General features: G+C 73.0%; 15 protein-coding genes. 7 read left to right on the top strand and 8 right to left on the bottom strand.

Annotation, left to right across the window (positions count from 1 at the left end; translation table 11 throughout):
• Nucleotides 1–114 precede the first annotated feature (114 nt).
• Together ACFY3L_RS38980 and ACFY3L_RS38975 are read left to right on the top strand one after the other, a co-directional pair.
• Nucleotides 115–351 (top strand): hypothetical protein, encoded by a 237-nt coding sequence (locus ACFY3L_RS38980; protein ID WP_389336299.1) that lies wholly within the window; start codon nucleotides 115–117, stop codon nucleotides 349–351.
• Between the two features lie 11 nt (nucleotides 352–362).
• On the top strand, nucleotides 363–1,499 hold the full coding sequence (locus ACFY3L_RS38975) for an SPFH domain-containing protein (RefSeq protein WP_389336296.1): 1,137 nt from the start codon (nucleotides 363–365) through the stop codon (nucleotides 1,497–1,499).
• Nucleotides 1,500–1,594: 95 nt separating this feature from the next.
• On the opposite strand, the gene ACFY3L_RS38970 is transcribed toward ACFY3L_RS38975, so the two are convergent.
• On the bottom strand, nucleotides 1,595–3,019 hold the full coding sequence (locus ACFY3L_RS38970; RefSeq protein WP_389336293.1) for an MFS transporter: 1,425 nt from the start codon (nucleotides 3,017–3,019) through the stop codon (nucleotides 1,595–1,597).
• 85 nt (nucleotides 3,020–3,104) lie between these two features.
• Here ACFY3L_RS38970 and ACFY3L_RS38965 point away from each other — a divergent pair, with 85 nt between their 5' ends.
• The gene (locus ACFY3L_RS38965; protein ID WP_389336290.1) at nucleotides 3,105–4,052 is read left to right on the top strand and encodes an Lrp/AsnC family transcriptional regulator; all 948 of its coding nucleotides are present in this window, start codon (nucleotides 3,105–3,107) and stop codon (nucleotides 4,050–4,052) included.
• Here ACFY3L_RS38965 and ACFY3L_RS38960 read toward each other — a convergent pair.
• The 4 genes from ACFY3L_RS38960 to ACFY3L_RS38945 form a co-directional block, all read right to left on the bottom strand.
• Nucleotides 4,049–6,448, bottom strand: coding sequence for an Hsp70 family protein (locus ACFY3L_RS38960; protein WP_389336287.1), 2,400 nt, complete (start codon nucleotides 6,446–6,448; stop codon nucleotides 4,049–4,051). The two genes, ACFY3L_RS38965 and ACFY3L_RS38960, sit on opposite strands and share 4 nt — an antisense overlap.
• Entirely contained in the window at nucleotides 6,445–7,551 is a 1,107-nt protein-coding gene (locus ACFY3L_RS38955) for a glycoside hydrolase family 26 protein (protein WP_389336284.1), read from the bottom strand. The genes ACFY3L_RS38960 and ACFY3L_RS38955 overlap by 4 nt, the downstream gene beginning before the upstream one ends.
• Nucleotides 7,548–9,455: a glycosyltransferase family 2 protein gene (locus ACFY3L_RS38950; RefSeq protein ID WP_389336281.1), complete on the bottom strand. Its 1,908-nt coding sequence runs from the start codon at nucleotides 9,453–9,455 to the stop codon at nucleotides 7,548–7,550. The genes ACFY3L_RS38955 and ACFY3L_RS38950 overlap by 4 nt, the downstream gene beginning before the upstream one ends.
• Nucleotides 9,456–9,674: 219 nt before the next feature.
• Nucleotides 9,675–10,913, bottom strand: coding sequence for an MFS transporter (locus ACFY3L_RS38945; protein WP_389336278.1), 1,239 nt, complete (start codon nucleotides 10,911–10,913; stop codon nucleotides 9,675–9,677).
• A gap of 34 nt (nucleotides 10,914–10,947) precedes the next feature.
• Here ACFY3L_RS38945 and ACFY3L_RS38940 point away from each other — a divergent pair, with 34 nt between their 5' ends.
• The 4 genes from ACFY3L_RS38940 (at nucleotide 10,948) to ACFY3L_RS38925 (ending at nucleotide 14,687) form a co-directional block, all read left to right on the top strand.
• The gene (locus ACFY3L_RS38940) at nucleotides 10,948–11,715 is read left to right on the top strand and encodes an alpha/beta hydrolase (RefSeq protein ID WP_389336275.1); all 768 of its coding nucleotides are present in this window, start codon (nucleotides 10,948–10,950) and stop codon (nucleotides 11,713–11,715) included.
• Nucleotides 11,716–11,892: 177 nt separating this feature from the next.
• The gene (locus tag ACFY3L_RS38935) at nucleotides 11,893–12,876 is read left to right on the top strand and encodes an amino acid ABC transporter permease (RefSeq protein WP_389336272.1); all 984 of its coding nucleotides are present in this window, start codon (nucleotides 11,893–11,895) and stop codon (nucleotides 12,874–12,876) included.
• A complete protein-coding gene (locus ACFY3L_RS38930; RefSeq protein ID WP_389336269.1) occupies nucleotides 12,876–13,655 on the top strand; it encodes an amino acid ABC transporter ATP-binding protein in 780 nt (259 codons plus the stop codon). The genes ACFY3L_RS38935 and ACFY3L_RS38930 overlap by 1 nt, the downstream gene beginning before the upstream one ends.
• Before the next feature lie 15 nt (nucleotides 13,656–13,670).
• Nucleotides 13,671–14,687, top strand: coding sequence for an ABC transporter substrate-binding protein (locus ACFY3L_RS38925; protein WP_389336266.1), 1,017 nt, complete (start codon nucleotides 13,671–13,673; stop codon nucleotides 14,685–14,687).
• 246 nt (nucleotides 14,688–14,933) lie between these two features.
• Here ACFY3L_RS38925 and ACFY3L_RS38920 read toward each other — a convergent pair whose 3' ends face one another.
• The 3 genes from ACFY3L_RS38920 to ACFY3L_RS38910 are packed head-to-tail and all read right to left on the bottom strand — an operon-like array spanning nucleotide 14,934 to nucleotide 17,204.
• The gene (locus tag ACFY3L_RS38920) at nucleotides 14,934–15,416 is read right to left on the bottom strand and encodes a hypothetical protein (protein ID WP_389336263.1); all 483 of its coding nucleotides are present in this window, start codon (nucleotides 15,414–15,416) and stop codon (nucleotides 14,934–14,936) included.
• Nucleotides 15,394–16,023 carry an RNA polymerase sigma factor gene (locus ACFY3L_RS38915; protein ID WP_389336260.1) on the bottom strand — a complete coding sequence of 210 codons (630 nt, stop codon included), beginning with the start codon at nucleotides 16,021–16,023 and terminating at the stop codon, nucleotides 15,394–15,396. The genes ACFY3L_RS38920 and ACFY3L_RS38915 overlap by 23 nt, the downstream gene beginning before the upstream one ends.
• The gene (locus ACFY3L_RS38910) at nucleotides 16,020–17,204 is read right to left on the bottom strand and encodes a S8 family serine peptidase (protein WP_389336257.1); all 1,185 of its coding nucleotides are present in this window, start codon (nucleotides 17,202–17,204) and stop codon (nucleotides 16,020–16,022) included. The genes ACFY3L_RS38915 and ACFY3L_RS38910 overlap by 4 nt, the downstream gene beginning before the upstream one ends.
• Nucleotides 17,205–17,229 lie beyond the last annotated feature (25 nt).

The following is a 17,229-nucleotide window of genomic DNA, read 5'->3' as shown; positions in this document are numbered from 1 at the left end:
CGTAGGACACACGTCGGCGGGCCACACGGGGTGGTGCGACAGGAGCACAATCTGGATCGCACACGTCACGACGCGCGATGGGCGCGGAGCGGTCGACGGGGTTGGGAGCAGCCGGTGCGCGGTCAGTCGCTGGTCGGCAAGGTCGGCGTGGTGGTCACCGCGGTCCGCGGGGGAGACCGGCCCGGGGAGATCCGGGTCGTGGTCCAGGGCGTGCCGCACCACTATCTGGCCTACGCCGCCCAGCCGCTGCCGGCCGGCGCTCACGTGCTCGTCATCCACTTCCGCGGCGCGCGTCAGGTCGACGTCGAACCGTGGTCGTCGATGCCCGGTGACCACACCACCCCTGGCTGAGAGAGGCCACCATGTTCGGTTACCGTGTGCCCGCCCCCAACGAAGCGCTGCTGATCAGCGGCCGGAAGCAGCGGGGGGCCGATGCGCTGCCGTTCAAGATCGTCACCGGGCACGGCGCGTTCGTCGTCCCGATCTTCGCCAAGGCGTCCCGGCTGACCCTGGCCATGCAGGAGGCCGAGGTCGAGGAGGACTGTTACACCCAGCAGGGCCTCACCCTGCACGTCCAGGCCGTCATCGCCTTCAAGGTCGGCGACGACCACGAGTCGATCGCGGCCGCGGCCCGCCGCTTCCAGGGCGACCAGTCACAGATGCCCGTCCTGGTCGGCCGGATCTTCAGCGGGCACCTGCGCAGCATCATCGGCAGCATGACCGTCGAGGCGATCATCCGCGAGCAGCAGACCCTGGCCGACGCGATCGTCGACGCCAGCAAGACCGAGATGGCCCGCATCGGCCTGGACATCGACTCGCTGCAGATCAGCAGCATCCACGACAAGGGCGTCGGCTACATCAAGGCCCTCGCGGCCCCGCACCAGGCGCGGGTCAACCAGGAGGCCAACATCGCCCAGGCCGTCGCCGACCAGGCCAGCGCGATGGCGCAGCAGGAGAGCAGGCGCAACCAGGCCGAGTACGCCCGGCAGACCGCCATCGCCCAGGCCCGCTACCAGGCCGAGATCGATCAGGCCCAGCAGACCGCCGCGCAGGCCGGCCCGCTCGCCGCCGCCCAGGCCCAGCAGCACGTCCTCGTCGAGCAGGCCATCGTCGCCGAGAAGCGCGCCGAGCTGCGCCAGGCAGAGCTCGTCGCCGAGGTCATCCGGCCCGCGGAGGCCGAGGCCGAACGGATCCGCACCCTGGCCCGCGCCGACGCCGACGCCACGAAGCTGTCCGCGGAGGCCGCCGCCGCGCAGGGCCGCATCGCCCTCGACCAGATGATGATCGAGCAGCTGCCGGACCTGCTCCGCGCCGCCGCGGAGGGCCTGCGGGGCGCCAACCTCACCGTCCTCGACGGTGCCGAGGGTCTCAACAGCGTCGTCGCCTCCCTCGCCGCCCAGGGCACCGCCCTGCTGGAGGCCGTGCGCAAGGGCATGACCGCCACTCCCACCGAGCCTGCCTCCCCCTCGACCGCGCTCGCCCGCCGCGAAGCCGGCTGACCGCACAGCGACGCCCACCAACCCCGGTGGTGGGCGACCGCTTGCGCCGGGAGCTGTCCGCGGGTGGCCCGGCGCACCCGCGCACAGGTCGTGGGTCAGTGGCCGCCGGCCGTGGCCGCGGCGGGCATGGCCGGCCGGCCGGCCGAAGGCCCGGGAATGGCGGAGCGGCGGACGAGGAGGAGGACCAGCACGCCGGCGAGCAGCGCCAGGCCGCCCGCGACGAGCAGGGTCTGGTCGAGCGCGTCCGCCACGCCGGCGCGGGGGTCGCGGTGGGTGGCGAGCCGGTGGCTGAACACGGCGCCGAAGACCGCCACGCCGAGGGCGAACCCGAGCTGGCGGAACGTGTTCACCGCCCCGCCGGCCATGCCGCTGCGCTCAGGTGGGGCGGCGGAGAGGGCGGCCGAGGACAGGACCGGCAGCACGGCCGCGACGCCGACGCCCGCCACCACAAGGCCCGGGATGAGCGCCGTCGCCGGGCTCGACGCGGTGAGGCGCGCCTGCAGCAGGTCGCCGGCGGCGATGAGCAGCAGGCCGACGCCGACCGTCCAGCGCGGCGCGATCCGCTGCAGCAGCCGGCCGCCCAGCGCCGCCACCACGAACGACGCGACGCTCATCGGCAGCGCGCCGAGCAGCCCCGCGTCGATCGGGCCCTTGTGGAGGAACTCCTGCAGCCAGACGGTCACGAACGGCAGGTACGCGAACGCCGCCGCCTGCACCAGCACCGCCGCGACCATCAGCGTGCTGAACGAGGCGCTGCGGAACAGCCGCAGGTCCAGCATCGGCTGCTCGGTCGCGCGCTCGATCAGTACGAAGGCCGCCAACGCCGACGCGGAGATCCCGAACGCGGCCAGGGTCGACGGCGCGGTCCACCCCGCCTCTCCGCCGCGGATGAGCGCGAACGTCACCGCCGCGGCGCTGAGCGTGAACGCGACGGTGCCCGGCAGGTCGAACCGGGTGCCTGGGCGGCCCTTCGACTCGGTGACGCCACGGACGGTGAACCACACGGCGAGAAGGCTGACGGGCAGGTTGACCAGGAAGATCCAGCGCCAGCCGAAGTGCTCGGTGAGCAGCCCGCCGGCGATCGGCCCGGCCGCCGCGGCGGCGCCGTTGACCGCGCCCCAGACGCCGAAGGCGATGCCGCGGTCCTTGCCGCTGTACGTGACGCTGAGCAGCGCCACGGTGGTCGCGAACATCGCGGCCCCGCCGGCGCCCTGCAGGAACCGCGCGGCGACGAGCAGCCCGGCGCTGTTCGCGACCGCGCACAGCAGCGACGCGGCGGCGAAGACCACCGTGCCCGCCAGGTACACCCGGCGCCGGCCGTGCCGGTCCGCGAGGGCGCCCGCGCCGAGCAGCAGGGCCGCGAGGGCGAGCGCGTACCCGTCGAGGACCCACTGCAGCCCGTCGAGCGAGGCGTGCAGATCGCCGGCGACGGCCGGCAGCGCCACGGTCACGATCGTGACGTCGACGAGCAGCATGAACGTGCCGATGCACACGGCAAGCAGGGGAGACCATTTCCGCATGCCGACGACTCTGCGGTGGATTTGGCCACTGTACGAAGCCACGGCGGCGGATCCGACGGATTTCGACACCCACTAGGCTGCGGTGGTGGAAATCGACATGCTCGACCGGCAGATCGTGGACGCGTTGCGGGTCGACGGGCGGGCCGGCTTCAGCCGCATCGCCGAGGTGCTCGGCGTCTCCGACCAGACGGTCGCCCGCAGGTTCCGGCGGCTGCGCGCGGAGGCCGGGGTGCGGGTCGTCGGCCTGCCCAACGGTGTCCGCCTCGGCTACGACAAGTGGATGATCCGCGTGCAGAGCACCCCCGGCGGCGCGTCGGCGATCGCCGAGGCCCTCGCCCGCCGGCCCGACACGACGTGGGTGACGATCGCGTCCGGCGGCACCGAGGTGACCTGCATCGTGCAGAACCCCGGCACCGCCGACCGGGAGGCGCTGCTGCTGCAGAAGCTGCCGAGCACCCCGCGGATCGTTTCGGTCCGCGCGCACTGCCTGATCCACGACTTCGCCGGCGGGGCGGTCGACGCCGCCGGCCCCAACGCGCTCACCCCGTCGCAGGCCGCGGCCGTGCGGCCCCCGGCGCCTTCAGGCGAGGCCGTCCTGCTCGACACCGACCGGCCGCTCGTCGCCGCCCTCGCCCGCGACGGCCGCACCGGCCTGCCGGAGCTCGCCGCCGCCACCGGCTGGTCGGAGTCCACGGTGCGGCGCCGCCTCGACCACCTCCTGCGCACCGGCGCGCTGTTCTTCGACGTGGAGGTCGACCCGGCCCTGTTCGGGTTCAAGGCGAGGATCCTGCTCTGGATGGCCGTGGCACCCGCCCACCTTGAGGCCGCCGGCCGCGCCCTGGCCACCCACCCGGAGGTCGTCTTCGCCGCGGCCACCACCGGCGCCACCAACCTCGTCGCCACCGTCATCTGCCCCGACATGGCCGGCCTGTACGACTACCTCACCCGCCGCATCGGCCCGCTGCCCGGCATCGAGCGCGTCGAGACCGCCCCCGCCCTGCGCCACGTCAAGCAGGTCGGCGCCGTCGTCTAGGACTCCCGCGCCGTGAAGCGCTCCGCGTCCCTGGTGCCGTGGGAGTTCTTGGCGGTGTTGTACCCGCCGACCGCGTAGACGGTGTTCCGGCTCGTGGTGACCGCCATGCCCGCGCGCGGGACGGCGAGCTCGGGCAGCCGCTCCGCGACGCCGTCCTTGAGGCACCACCATTGGAAGACCTTGTCGCCGTCGTTGCCGCCGAGCACGCACAGCCCGAAGCCTTCGAGCATCACGGCGGAGGCGCCCTCCCGCGGCTGGGGCAGCTTCGGATGGTTGTCGGCGAGCTTGCGTTCGACGAGGACGTCGATGTCGCCGGTCGTTCCCGCGGTGCCGTTGCCGCCGATGAACCATGAGGTGCCGGCCCCGTCGCTCGCCCCGGCCAGCTTCTCCCGCGGCTGGCGCAGCGACGCTGCCGAGGTGTCCCAGCCGGCCTGGGTGGGTCGCATCTCGTAGATCGTGGCCGTGGGCTGCCCGCTGCTGTCCTTGCCGCCCGCGTAGACGATGCCCTTGCCGTCGAAGACCGCGACGCCCGCCTGCCGGGGCGCCGGCAGCGCGCCGGACGCCACCCACTCCCCGGTGAGGAGGTCGAGAGCGTAGACCTTCGGGGTCGCGCCGGCCGCCGTCCAGCCGCCGATGATGAACAGCTCGCCGGAGGGCGTCACCACCGCCGCCGTCTGGCTCACCGGCTCCCGCAGCCGCGGCCCCGCCTCCCACGTCTTGGTCGCGGTGTCGAACACCCAGACGGTGTCGAGCTGCGTGCGTGGGTTGTCGGCGGTGAAGCCACCGATGACGTACAGCTTCCCGTCGAGGAACGCCGCGGCGGCACCCTCGATGCCGACGGGACCATCGCCGGTCGCGGTCGGCACGTCCGGCAGGGTCTCCCACGAGCCGAGCGGATCCGGCCTGGTCAGCCACCATGCGGCGGCACCGGCGACGAGCAGGAGCACGGCGACGGCGGCCGCGACCAGTGCCAGGCGGCGCCGGCCGGGAGGCGCGGGAGCGGGCAGCGGTGACCCGGAGACGGTCGGCCCCGAGACGGTCGGCCCCGAGACGGTCGGCCCCGAGACGGGCGGCCCCGAGACCGGCGGATCCGAGACCGGCGGCCCCGAGACCGGGGCACCGGACATCGGGGCGGCCGAGACCGGCACGGCGGACACCGGCTGACCTGAGACGGGCACGCCCGAGACGGGGGCGACGGGGGCCGGAGAGACGTGGGCCGGGGTGCCGTACACGCCGGTGGTGGTGCCCGTCAGCTGCTGCGCCGGGTAGCCCTGGGTCTGGTATCCCGTCTGCTGGGGGACGGCGACGGAGGCGGTGCCCGTCGCGGGGGCCGCCGACAGCTCCGCGGGGTGGATGACGGCGCCCTCGGCGACCGGGAGCTCCGGCTGCTCGAGGACGGTCGGCACGACGCCGAGCGAGCGGTGCAGCATCCGCGCGACGAGCGGCACCCGCGACGAGCCGCCGGTGAGCATGATGCCGGCGAGCTGGTCCGGGGCGAGCCGGCACGAGGCGACGACCCGGGCCGTCTCCGCGACGGTCTGGCGCAGCGTCGGCTCGACCAGCGCCTCCAGCTCGTCGCGGGTGAGGTGCAGCGCCGCCTCGACGCCGGGCACGGAGACCGGCGCGGCCGCGGTGCGCGACAGCATCTCCTTCGCGCCGCGGACGTCATCCCAGAAGAGGCGCCGGTCGCGGCGGTCCTGCGCGGTGTGCGGCCGGTGCAGGCGCTGCCACGCCATGGGGTCGGAGCGGCGCAGCAGGCCGCCGACGTGCTCGACCAGGGCCGCGTCGAGGTCGAGGCCGCCGACGTCCTCCAGGCCGCCCGCGCCGATGACGGTGAAGCCTTCGGGGGAGTGGCGGACGACGGCGATGTCGACGGTGCCGCCGCCGAAGTCGTAGACGACCATCGAGGCGCCGCGGGGGAGCGGGTGGTTGAGGGCGCTGATGAAGTAGCGGGCCGCGGCGACCGGCTCGGGCACCAGGCTGACCTGCGGCCAGCCGGCGAGCGACGCGGCCTCCTGCAGCAGCGTCCTGCGGGTGTGCGCCCACGACGCCGGGTACGTGAGCACGACCGGCGGCGGGGTGCGGGTGACCTCGGCGACGCCGGCCGCGACGGCCCGCAGCACCGCGGCGAGCATCTCCCGGGTCGGGACCTCGGTGTTGCCGAGCAGGACCGTCGGCTCGTCGATGCGGCGCTTCGGGTTGGGCTCGTAGCGGGCCGGGTCGAGCTGGGCGAGGCGCTGCGCGTCGCGGCCGACCGCGAGCTGCCCGTTGTCCTGCAGGAACACCGCGGACGGCATCAGCGGCGCGCCGTCGAAGAGGACGGGGCGGCGCCGGCCGTCGGGGGAGCGGATCACCGCGACGGTGTTGGAGGTGCCGAGGTCGATGCCGACGATCATGATGTACCCCCAGGACGACGGGCGACGGTCGGCACCATGCCGGGGGTGTACGACGCGGTGAAGTACGGCTGCGCGATCCCGGCCGCGAACGCCTTCGACGCCGCCGGGGTCGCCGCGATGCGCCAGTCGGTCTCCTTGACCGCCTCGTACCAGAGGAACCCGATGATCTCCGGGTGCTTCGGCAGCGACCGGAGCAGGTCGGTGATCCACTCCGCCTTGCGTCCGGCGGCGTCGGTGGCGGCGACCTCCGTGACGACGACCGGCCGCTTCGAGATCGTCGCGACCGAGGCGAGGGTCTTGCGGTAGATCTGGTCGAAGGTCTGGTACTGCTCGAGCCCGCCGGTGCCGTAGTAGCCGGACAGGCCGACCCAGTCGACGTAGTCGTCGCCGGGGTACAGCTGCTGCAGCGGCGTCGAGCCGTCGTAGGCGACGTTCGGGCTCCACACCCAGATGACGTTGCCGGCGCCGGCGGCCTCGAAGAGGTCGTGCACGTGCCGCCACGCCGCGACGTAGTCGCCCTTGCGGTTGCCGTTGGCGGACTCGCACCACGGGTACCAGTAGCCGTTCATCTCGTGCGCGAACCGGATCGCGACGGGATACCCGAGGCCCTTCACGCCAAGAGCCCAGGCTCTGATGTAGGAGTCGTACGCGCCGCCGGTGATGCGGGACAGCCGGTAGTCGGGCTGGTCGCCGCGGGAGGCGTCCTGCTTGGGCGCGGAGCGGAAGTTCCACGGCTCCCACGCGAGGATCGGCAGCATGCCCCGGTTCACGATCCGGTCGAACGGCTGCCGGTCGAACGTCTTCGCCCCCGCCCAGCCCTGCGCGAACATCATCACCTGCGGCTGCTTCCCGGCGGCGGCGACGAACCCGTCGTACTCGGTGAGGTCCGCCGGCCCGCGGGAGGTGAACACGCCGAAGAACGCCTTCCCGGCCGGCGGGAAGGGGACGCCCGGCCCGCCGGAGAAGGTCGGACGAGGCTCCGCATGACGGGTCCCCCACAGCACCGCGGGGCCGGACGAGGCGGCGACGGCGGGCGCGACCACGAACGTGTAGCCGCCGACGAGCAGCAGCGCGGCGAGCATGATCCGGGGCAGTGTGATCACACCGGCCCCCGCGTGACGGAGAGGCCGGGCACCTGCGGCAGGTCCGACAGCCGGATCGTCGAGGTGGTGGTGAGCGACTCGCGGACCACGGCGGCCTTGCCGCGCACCGTCATGACCAGCGGGCCGGTCTGCGTCGTGGGATCCGTGTCCTGCGCGACGAGACGCCGGTCGCGCAGCCAGGAGACCCACGCGATCAGCGGCGGGCAGAGCCCGGCGACGATGCTGAGCCCCGACCAGAACCGCAGCGCGTCGGAGTGGTGCCCGAGCCACAGGCTCACCCCGAGCAGCGCCGCCGACAACCCAGCCCACGCCAGGTGCAGCCGGAACGACGCCGGGCCGTCCGCGGACGCGAGGCGCCCCTTCGCGGTCACCGCGTACGCCAGGGGGCGGCGCAGCAGCGCGGCGACGCCGGCCACCACGTACACCGGGACCGCGAACAACGCGAGCAGCATCCCGTGCACGCCCAGCTCGCGACGCTCGTGCTCGGCCAGGTTGAACCGGCGCAGCCACAGCCACAGCAGCGCCCAGCTGCCCATGCTCGCCGACCACAGGATCAGCCACAGCTGCCACTCGACCCGCATCGCGCCGATGCCGAACGCCAGATAGGCGGCGGTCGCGATCGTGCCGGACACCGCGGACAGCGCGACGCTCGGGTAGTAGGACTGCACGAGGCCGTAGCAGAGCCGCTGCGCGGCGCTCAGCTTCCTGACGTGCGGCCGGGAGCGCAGCAGGATCTCCCAGACCCCGTACGCCCAGCGCTTCTGCTGGTTGAAGTAGTCGGTCCAGGTCGTCGGGCCCTCGCCGACCGCGATCACGTCGGGGGTGTAGACGCCCTTCCAGCGCCGGTCGGTCAGCGGGTTCTTCGCGCCCATCACGACCATCGAGGTGAGATGGTCCTCGATGATGCTGTCCTGGTACCCGTCGATCAGCGCCCACGCCAGCGGCCTGTAGAGGTGGTTGGTGCCGATGAGCAGCGGCGCGCCGAGCCCGTTGCCGCCGCGCTCGATCAGGCCGCTGAAGAGGTACTGCTGCACCGACGCGCCGTGCACGACCCAGCCGCCGTACATGTTGCCGTAGACCTGCGGGGCGACGACGAACGCGACGTCGGGGTCGCGGAAGTAGCCGACGGTGCGCTCCAGGAAGCTCGGCAGCGGCACGTGGTCGGGGTCCATCTGCGCGACCACGTCGTAGACGTGCTCGTGGGTGAAGCGCCACGCGTTGTGGTTGCCGGCCTTGGTCTTCGCGCGGAACGGCCCGTCGGGCTGGTTGAACTCGGGCCGGCCGCGGCGGCTGAAATGCTTGACCCCGAGCTTCTTCGCCATCGCCTTCACCCGCGGGTCGTTGCCCTCGTCCAGGATCCAGATGTCGACGTGCCCCGGGTACCGCACCCGCTGCATCGCCTTGAGGGACCGCTCGACGACGTCGATCGGCTCCTTCGCCGGCACGATCGTGGTGAGCATCGCGATGCGCAGCCCGGGCTCCGGCACCATCGGCACCGGGTCGGCGGCCTTCCACGCGAACACCCACACGGCCAGGTTCTGCAGCAGGCGCACCAGCTCCACGAGGAGCACGAAGCAGAACGCGACCCGCGCCACGATCACGGTGCCGGACAGCTCGCCGGTCATCGCGCCCGGGACGTGCCGGGGCAGCGCGAGCCAGCCGATGAAGACGATCGCGGTCAGGAGGTTGAGCGAGATGAGGACGCTGAGCATGAACCGCTGCGCCGGCCGGGCCGTGTTCCGGTACACGACCGGCAAGTGGGGGCCGGCGGGGGTGGTGAGCGGGCCGGTGAGGGTGTTGCAGGCCGCGTAGGCGCGGTGGGTGCCGGCGTCGCGGAGCCGGCGCGCCAGCGCTCGCTTCTCGGCGGGTGTGGTGCGGACGGTCGCGGCATGCTCGTCCGCCACGTCCCTGCCTCCCTCACCGGTCTGAATGGAACATCTGCCCGAACCAGCCCGATCGTAGGCGAGCCCAGCCATCCGGCGGTGGTGTCTTTCCGCCGTTTCCGCATTTGTACGCGTGGATTCCAGCACCACTGTTCGCGCTGCTGAACGCCGTGCTGGCGATTCGGAAAGGTATCTTCGCCGGGGTGTTCCCGCGGCGAATGTAGGAGATCCGACAGCGGGTCAGGCGTTCGGATTGCCGGACTTTTCGCCACCTGCGGCGGCGTGCTGCGCGGCGTCGCGCTGCTTCGGCGCGGAGCGCCCGGACGGCGGCGGGACGGCCGCGGACAGCAGCGGGTCGAGCAGGAGCGCCGAGAGGGCGGCGGCGATGAGGACGGCCGCGGCGAGCGCGACGGACCGCGGGCCGGCGCCCTCGATGATCAGGCCGCCGACGAACGACCCGGCGGAGATGCCGATGTTGAACGCGGAGCTGCTGCCGGCCGACGCCATGTCGGTGCTGCCGGGGGCGACCTGCAGCGCCCGGTTCTGCACCGCGGCCGCGAACGCCGCGTACGCGCCGCCGGACGTGGCGAGCGCGACGACCACGAGGGGTTGCACGGCGCCGCCGGCGTACAGCACGACCGAGGCCGCGCACAGCAGCGACATCGGCACCGCGAGCGCCGGCCACGGGTACCGGTCGAGGAAGCGGCCGACGGCGAGCGTCCCGACGACGCCACCGACGCCGGAGACCAGCAGCAGCGGGCCGAGCGACGACGCGTCGAAACGCGCCACGTCCAGCAGGAACGGCGTGATGTAGGTCTGCGCGGTCATCGCCCCCGCGACCCCGAGCGACGTGACGAGCAGCAGCAGCAGGTAGCGCCGCAGGTCGGGGGCGGCGCCGCGGGCCGAGGCGGCGCCCGAGGGCAGCGCGCCGGGCAGCAGCGTCACGACCGCCACGCAGGTCGCCGCGCCGATGACGGCCATCACCCCGAACGCGGCCCGCCAGCCGAGCTGCTGCCCGAGCCACGTGCCCAGCGGCACCCCGAGCACCGGCGCGAGGGACGCCCCGATCGACAGCCGGGCCACGGTGCGCCCGCGCCGCGACGGCGGGAACATGGCGGTGGCCGTCGACGCCACGATCGACCAGAACAGCGCCTGCGTCATGCCGACGACGAGCCGCGCCCCGAGCAGCATCGCGTACCCCTGCGCGACCCCGGACACCGCCGTCGCCGCCGCCGACACCCCGAGCGCCGCCCCCAGCAGCAGCCGGCGCGGCAGCCGCCGGGTCAGCACGGCCATCGGCACCGACAGCACGAGCACGACCGCCGCATATCCGGTCAGCAGGAGGCCGGCCTCGGCCCGGGTGCGCCCCAGGTCGTCGGCGATCACCGTGAGCAGCCCTATCGGCATCACCTCGACGGTGACGAAGGTGAATGTCGCCACCGACAACGCGGCGAGGGCGGCGTTGGCGCGGCGGTCCACCTGACCACCATAAGTGCTGTCTAGGGTAAGGGGCATGGCCCTTGTGCGGTGTGATTTCTTCTCCGACGTCCTCGGCTTCAGTACATCGATGACGGTCGTGCTGCCGCAGCGCACGTCCGGGCAGGTCGGCATGGGTGGCAGCGGGCGCGACGGCGACGTGCCGACCCTCTACCTGCTGCACGGACTGAGCGACGACGACACCATCTGGACCCGGCGGACCTCGATCGAGCGGTACGTGGCGGAGCTCGGCATCGCCGTCGTCATGCCGCAGGTGCAGCGCAGCTTCTACGCCGACGAGGTGTGGGGCCGGCCGTACTGGACGTTCGTCGCCGAGGAACTGCCCGCGATCGCCCGCGGCTTCTTCCGGCTGTCCGCCGACCCGTCGGAGAACTTCGTCGCGGGCCTGTCGATGGGCGGCTACGGCGCGTTCAAGCTCGCCCTGCGCCACCCCGACCGCTTCGGCGCCGCCGCCAGCCTCTCCGGCGTCCTGGACCTCGGCGACCGGATGCGCACGATGACCTCGGAGGTCGACCCGCTCATGTGGCGGCGGGTCTTCGGCGACGCCCCGTTCGACGGCGGCGACAACGACCTGTTCGCGCTGCTGGACAAGGTCGCCGATCCGCCGCCGCTGTTCCAGTGGTGCGGCACCGAGGACGCCCTCTACCCCGGCAACGTGCGCTTCCGTGACGCCTGCGCGGCCCGCGGCGCCCCGCTCACGTCGCGGTTCAGCGCCGGCACGCACGAGTGGTCCCACTGGGACGACAAGATCCGCGACGTCCTCGCCTGGCTGCCCCTGCCGTAGCGGCGTCTCCACGCGCCACGGATGTGTCCTGCGCCATGTGTAAATACTAGTTTTCCGATAGGGATTGACAACTTATTCGCGTCTCTTTTAGGTTGCTGGCAAGCCCGATCCGCAACCCGATCCGCCCACGCCCCCCTCGTCGTGGGCGGTGTCGTCGCACCCTGATGGAGCGCGCGCATGAGCGAGCCCGCAACCCTCGAAGCCGCACCCGCCGGTCCACCGATCAACACCCCGCCCGTCCGGTTCGACCCGCAGGCGGCGCGGCGCAGGGTCACCCCGCGGCCGCGCCCCTGGCGCTGGTTCGTCAGCGCCGTCGTGCTGGTGGTGCTCACCCAGGTCGTCGTCGGTGTCTTCACCAACCCCCGCTACGAGTGGCACAAGTTCTGGGCGTACTTCACCCGCGAGTCGATCCTCGACGGCGTCGTGGTCACCCTGAAGGTCGTGGCGCTCAGCGCGCTGGCCGGGCTGCTCCTCGGCGTGCTCGTCGCGCTCGGCCGGCTGTCGACGAACCCGCTGGTCAACGGCCTGTCGTGGGCGTACGTGTGGTTCTTCCGTGCGCTGCCCCTGCCGCTGCTGCTGATCATCACCTTCAACTTCTCGTACTTCTACCCGCGGCTGGGCGTCGGCGTGCCCTTCGGGCCGGTCTTCGCCGAGGTGCGGACGGCCAGCCTCACACCGCTCGTGATCGGCGTCATCGCGCTGAGCCTCAACGAGGCGGCGTACGCGGCCGAGGTGATCCGCGGCGGCATCCTGTCGGTCGAGCCCGGGCAGATCGAGGCCGCCAACGCGCTCGGCCTGTCCAAGGCGCGGCAGCTGCGCCGGGTCGTGCTGCCGCAGGCGCTGCGCTCGATCGTGCCCGCCTACGGCAACCAGCTCGTCGGCCTGGTGAAGGCCAGCTCGCTGGTCTACTACGTCTCGCTGCTGGACCTGTTCGGCGCGGTGTTCGTGCTGGAGTCACGGCACCCCGAGTCGCTCGTGCCGATCCTCATCGTCGGCGCCGTCTGGTACCTCGTCATCACCGCCGCCCTGTCGATCGTGCAGTTCTACGTCGAGCGGTTCTACGCCCGGGGCACCGTCCGCGCGCTGCCGCCGACCCCGCTGCAGCGGCTGCGCCGCTTCACCGTCTCGTCCTACGTCCGCCTGACCCGGAGAGGCTTCTGATGACGGCCACCCTCGACACGGCCGCGGCACTGGAGATCCGCAACGTGCACAAGTCGTTCGGCACCCGGGAGGTGCTGCGCGGCGTCGACCTGACCGTCCGGCCCGGCGAGGTCGTGGCGATCCTCGGCCCGTCCGGCTCGGGCAAGTCGACGCTGCTGCGCACCATCAACCACCTCGAGCAGCCCGACCACGGCTACGTCGCGGTGCACGGCGAGCTGATCGGGGTCGAGGCCCGCGGCGCCCGGCTGCACGAGCTGTCCCCGCGCGCCGTGCGGCGCCAGCGCACCCGGATCGGCTTCGTGGCGCAGAGCTTCAACCTGTTCCCCAACCTCACCGCGCGGGACAACGTCGCCGAGCCGCTCATCGCGCACAAGCGGCTCGCCCGGCCCGCCGCCTACGAGCGGGCCACGGAGCTGCTGGCCAAGGTCGGCCTCGGCGACCGTGGCGACGCGTACCCGCGGCGGCTGTCCGGCGGGCAGCAGCAGCGCGTCGCGATCGCCCGGGCGCTGGCCCTCGAACCGAACCTGCTGCTCTTCGACGAGCCGACGTCCGCGCTCGACCCCGAACTGGTCGGCGAGGTGCTTTCGGTCATCCGGCAGCTCGCCGACAGCGGCACCACGCTGATCATCGTCACCCACGAGATCGGGTTCGCCCGCGAGGTCGCCGACACCGTGGTGTTCATCGACGACGGCGTGATCGTCGAGCAGGGGCCGCCGGCCCAGGTGCTCACCGCGCCGCAGCAGCCCCGCACCCGCGAGTTCCTCGCCAAAGTCCTCTGAATATTAAGGAGAACCATGCGCACCGTCAGACCATCCCGCAGGGCGTTCGCGTTCGCGGCCGTCGCCGTGACGCTCACCGCGAGCCTCGCCGCCTGCGGCAGCGAGGACGAGGCCAACGCCGGCACCGCCGCCGCCGCGAGCGGCACGGTGACGATCGGCGCGCAGGCGAAGGACATCGGCAAGGTGACCGAGCTGAAGGTCGAGAAGCAGCAGGCGATCGCCGACCTGGTCCCGGCCGCGATCAAGGCCGACGGCAAGCTGACCATCGGGCTCGGCGCGCTGCCGACCGGCTTCCCGCCGCTCGCGTTCGTCGGCGACGACGACAAGACCCTCACCGGCGCCGAGCCGGACCTCGGCCGCCTCGTCGCCGCCGTGCTCGGCCTCACGCCCGAGATCAACAACGCCACGTGGGACAACCTGTTCGTCGGCATCGACTCGGGCAAGACCGAGGTCGGCTTCTCGAACATCACCGACACCGAGCAGCGCAAGGAGAAGTACGACTTCGCCTCGTACCGGCAGGACAACCTGGGCTTCGCGGTGAAGGACGGCAACGCCTGGACCTTCGACAAGGACTACAAGAAGCTCGCCGGCCTCAAGGTCGCCGTCGGCGCCGGCACCAACCAGGAGAAGATCCTGGTCGCGTGGCAGGAGAAGCTGAAGGCCGAGGGCAAGACCCTCGACATCAAGTACTTCGCCGACACCCCCACCACCTTCAAGGCGCTCGTCTCCGGGCAGATCGACGCCTACTTCGGCCCGAACCCCGGCGTCGCCTACCAGATCAGCCGGACCAAGGGCACCGCCGACGCCGTCCGCAACGCGGGCGTGTACTCCGGCGCCGGTGAGACCCTGCAGGGCCTGATCGCGGCCACCACGAAGAAGGACAGCCAGCTGGCCAAGCCCATCGCCGAGGCGATCAACTACCTGATCGCCAACGGCCAGTACCAGCAGTGGCTCGCCGCGTACAACCTCGACACCGAGGCCGTGCAGACCTCGCAGGTGAACCCGCCCGGCCTGCCGAAGTCCAACGCCTGAGGCGTCCGTCCCGGGGCGTCGTGAAGTTTCGTGAGATCGCGGCGCGCCGCAGGGACGAACTCCCGGGCGGCGCGCCACCGATCGCGGCTTCACGATCACCACCTCCGGGGTGCGTCGACGTCGACGCGCAGGGCACCGCCGACGGCACCGTCCTGCAGATGGGACTGCTACGGCGGCGGGGGCACCCAGTCCAACCCAGGTCTGGTCGCGGCGGCACCGCCGCGTTCCTCACCGCACCTGAGGGGGTCAGGTGAGGAACGTGGCGGTGCAGACCTGGGTGGTCTCCGGGCCGGCCGGCCCCCACCAGATGCGCAGCGGGCCGACCGGCAGGTCGCGCACCGAGAAACGGCCGAGCCGGTCGGTCGTGCCGGTCCACTCGCCGCCGGCGTGACGGACCCGCACCGGGGCCTCGACCGGGTGGCTGGCCTGCCCGACGAGCCGCACCCGGCCGCCGTCGACGACGACCTCGACGTCGATGACCGTGCCGCCGCTGTCGAAGCTCAGCAGCCGCGGGTCGTCCGCGTCGCTGTCCGCCGGGCCGGCGCGCACTCCGGCGGGGGCGCCCGCGACGGCGCTGTCCAGCAGCAGGGCGGCCAGCGCCGCGTCCGGGTCGCGCCAGGCCAGGCCGGCCGAAGCCGCCTGCAGCAGCCTCGCCGGGACGGGGTCGGTGTCGACGTACAGCCGCGTCACCGCCTCGCCCAACTCGTCACCCGCGGGTGGTTGCGTCATGTGTGCCTCCCTTCACCGTCGGTCCGTGGTGTCTCCGGGGCGTCGCCGCGCCGGGGTACGGCTCGCCCGTGAGCAGGCCGCGTAACGTCTCCAGGCAGCGGGCCCGGGTCGGGCCGATGCTGCCGACCGGCATGTCCAGCGCGGCGCCCAGCTCCGCGTAGCTCGGCGCCGGGTGCGCGCCCATCGCCCGCAGCAGCCGCGCGCACCGGTCGGGCATCCGGTCCACCGCCTGCCACAGCAGCCGCTGCTCCTCCGCGCGCAGGGCCTCCTCCTCCGGCAGGTCCGTCGTGGACGGCGCCCGGCCGAGGTGCTCCGCGACGTCGGCGGGGGACTCCCGGCCGCGCCTGCGGATCATGTCGATCGCCTCGTTGCGGGCGGTCGTGGCGAGCCATGACCCGAGCCCGGCGCCGTCGCGGATCTGACCCAGCTTCTCGACCAGTCGGAACCAGGTCGCCTGGAACACGTCGCTCGCGTCGGCCTCGTTGAACCGGAAGCCGCGCGCGACCGCCCAGACGAGTCCCGAGTAGCGGGCCACGAGCGCGTCCCAGGCCCGCTGATCGCCGTCCGCGGCCTCGATCAGGGCGATGGTCGGATCGAATGCCGTCACAGCACAGCAGCGTACCCGCCAATTGATCGTGTCGATTCCGACGTCACCTCCTTGGTCGCCGAAAGCACGCTTCCGGTCGATGCGGCGCGCTCCACGATCAGCGCGACCACGTGCGGGGTGGCGAACGACGTGCCGCTCCAGGTGGCCCAGCCGGTGCCGAAGTCCGGGTGGTGGATGTACGTGCTGACGACGTCGGCGCCCGGCGCGGCCACGGTCACCCACGGGCCGCTGTTGCTCCACCCGCACAGCGCGTCGCCGTCGTGCGCGGCGACCGCGACGATCTGCTGCCGCCACGGCACGTCCGCGCCGGCGAACCCGGCGGGCCAGAACGGCCGGTCGGTGACCCCGTCGTTGCCGGCGGCGGCGACCACGACCCGGTCGCGGCCGACCAGGAAGCGGTTGAGCGCCCAGCGCAGCAGCACCGGCGGCTGGCCGTCCACGGTGTACGAGCCGAGCGACAGGTTCAGCACGTCGGTGTCGGTGAGGGCGGCGATCCGCAGCGCCAGCTCCAGCTCGGTGCCGACGCCGAACGTGTCGAGCACCTTGACGATGCGGACCTGCGCCCGCCGGGTGCCCTGCAGGATCACCCCGGCGATGAAGTTGGCGTGCCCGACGTCGGAGTCGATGACGTTGTCCCGGTCGACGTCGACCTCGGTCTCGTGGTCGCTCTGGCCGACCCGGTACCGGCTGGCCGGCAGCGGGCTGTCGGCCCACACGCCGGTGTCCATGACCACGACCCGGGCGGCGCCGGCGGCAGCGGGGGCCGCGTCGATCGAGGCGGCCGCCGCCGCGACCGGGCGCCCGAACGGCCCGCCCTGCTCGTACGGGGAGGCGAGCAGCACGTGGTTGGGCCCGGCGACCGTGCCGTCGGACGCGCGCTCACGGGTCCGGCGGGTCGCCTTGATCGCGTCGAGACCGGGGGCCCGCAGCCGGCGCACGCCGGGCACCGGCTCGTCCGTCGCCACGTCCGCGGCGCGGTGCCCGAGCCCCTCCACAACCCGCCGGGCGTCGTCGTAGTGCTCGTCGACGACGAGCAGCTCGCCGCTGACGTACCGCACCGGCTGGCCGCCGGTGACCTCCGTGCCGAGCCAGCGCAGGCCGGCCAGGTGCGCCGCGCGCCGCTGCCGCCACCGCTCGAGCCGCCGGGTCGGGTCCACGGATCCGTCTTCGAAGTCAGTCATGTCCAACGTGACGTTCGAGTGACAC

Source organism: Dactylosporangium sp. NPDC000521, from assembly GCF_042898305.1.
GTDB lineage: Bacteria > Actinomycetota > Actinomycetes > Mycobacteriales > Micromonosporaceae > Dactylosporangium.
This window is presented reverse-complemented; position numbering and strand designations above follow the sequence as displayed.

Coding starts and splice junctions, on each gene's coding strand:
- ACFY3L_RS38975 (WP_389336296.1), top strand. CDS start 363: ATGTTCGGTTACCGTGTGCCCGCCCCCAACGAAGCGCTGCTGATCAGC.
- ACFY3L_RS38970 (WP_389336293.1), bottom strand. CDS start 3,019: ATGCGGAAATGGTCTCCCCTGCTTGCCGTGTGCATCGGCACGTTCATG.
- ACFY3L_RS38960 (WP_389336287.1), bottom strand. CDS start 6,448: ATGATCGTCGGCATCGACCTCGGCACCTCCAACACCGTCGCGGTGATC.
- ACFY3L_RS38940 (WP_389336275.1), top strand. CDS start 10,948: ATGGCCCTTGTGCGGTGTGATTTCTTCTCCGACGTCCTCGGCTTCAGT.
- ACFY3L_RS38935 (WP_389336272.1), top strand. CDS start 11,893: ATGAGCGAGCCCGCAACCCTCGAAGCCGCACCCGCCGGTCCACCGATC.
- ACFY3L_RS38930 (WP_389336269.1), top strand. CDS start 12,876: ATGACGGCCACCCTCGACACGGCCGCGGCACTGGAGATCCGCAACGTG.
- ACFY3L_RS38925 (WP_389336266.1), top strand. CDS start 13,671: ATGCGCACCGTCAGACCATCCCGCAGGGCGTTCGCGTTCGCGGCCGTC.
- ACFY3L_RS38920 (WP_389336263.1), bottom strand. CDS start 15,416: ATGACGCAACCACCCGCGGGTGACGAGTTGGGCGAGGCGGTGACGCGG.
- ACFY3L_RS38910 (WP_389336257.1), bottom strand. CDS start 17,204: ATGACTGACTTCGAAGACGGATCCGTGGACCCGACCCGGCGGCTCGAG.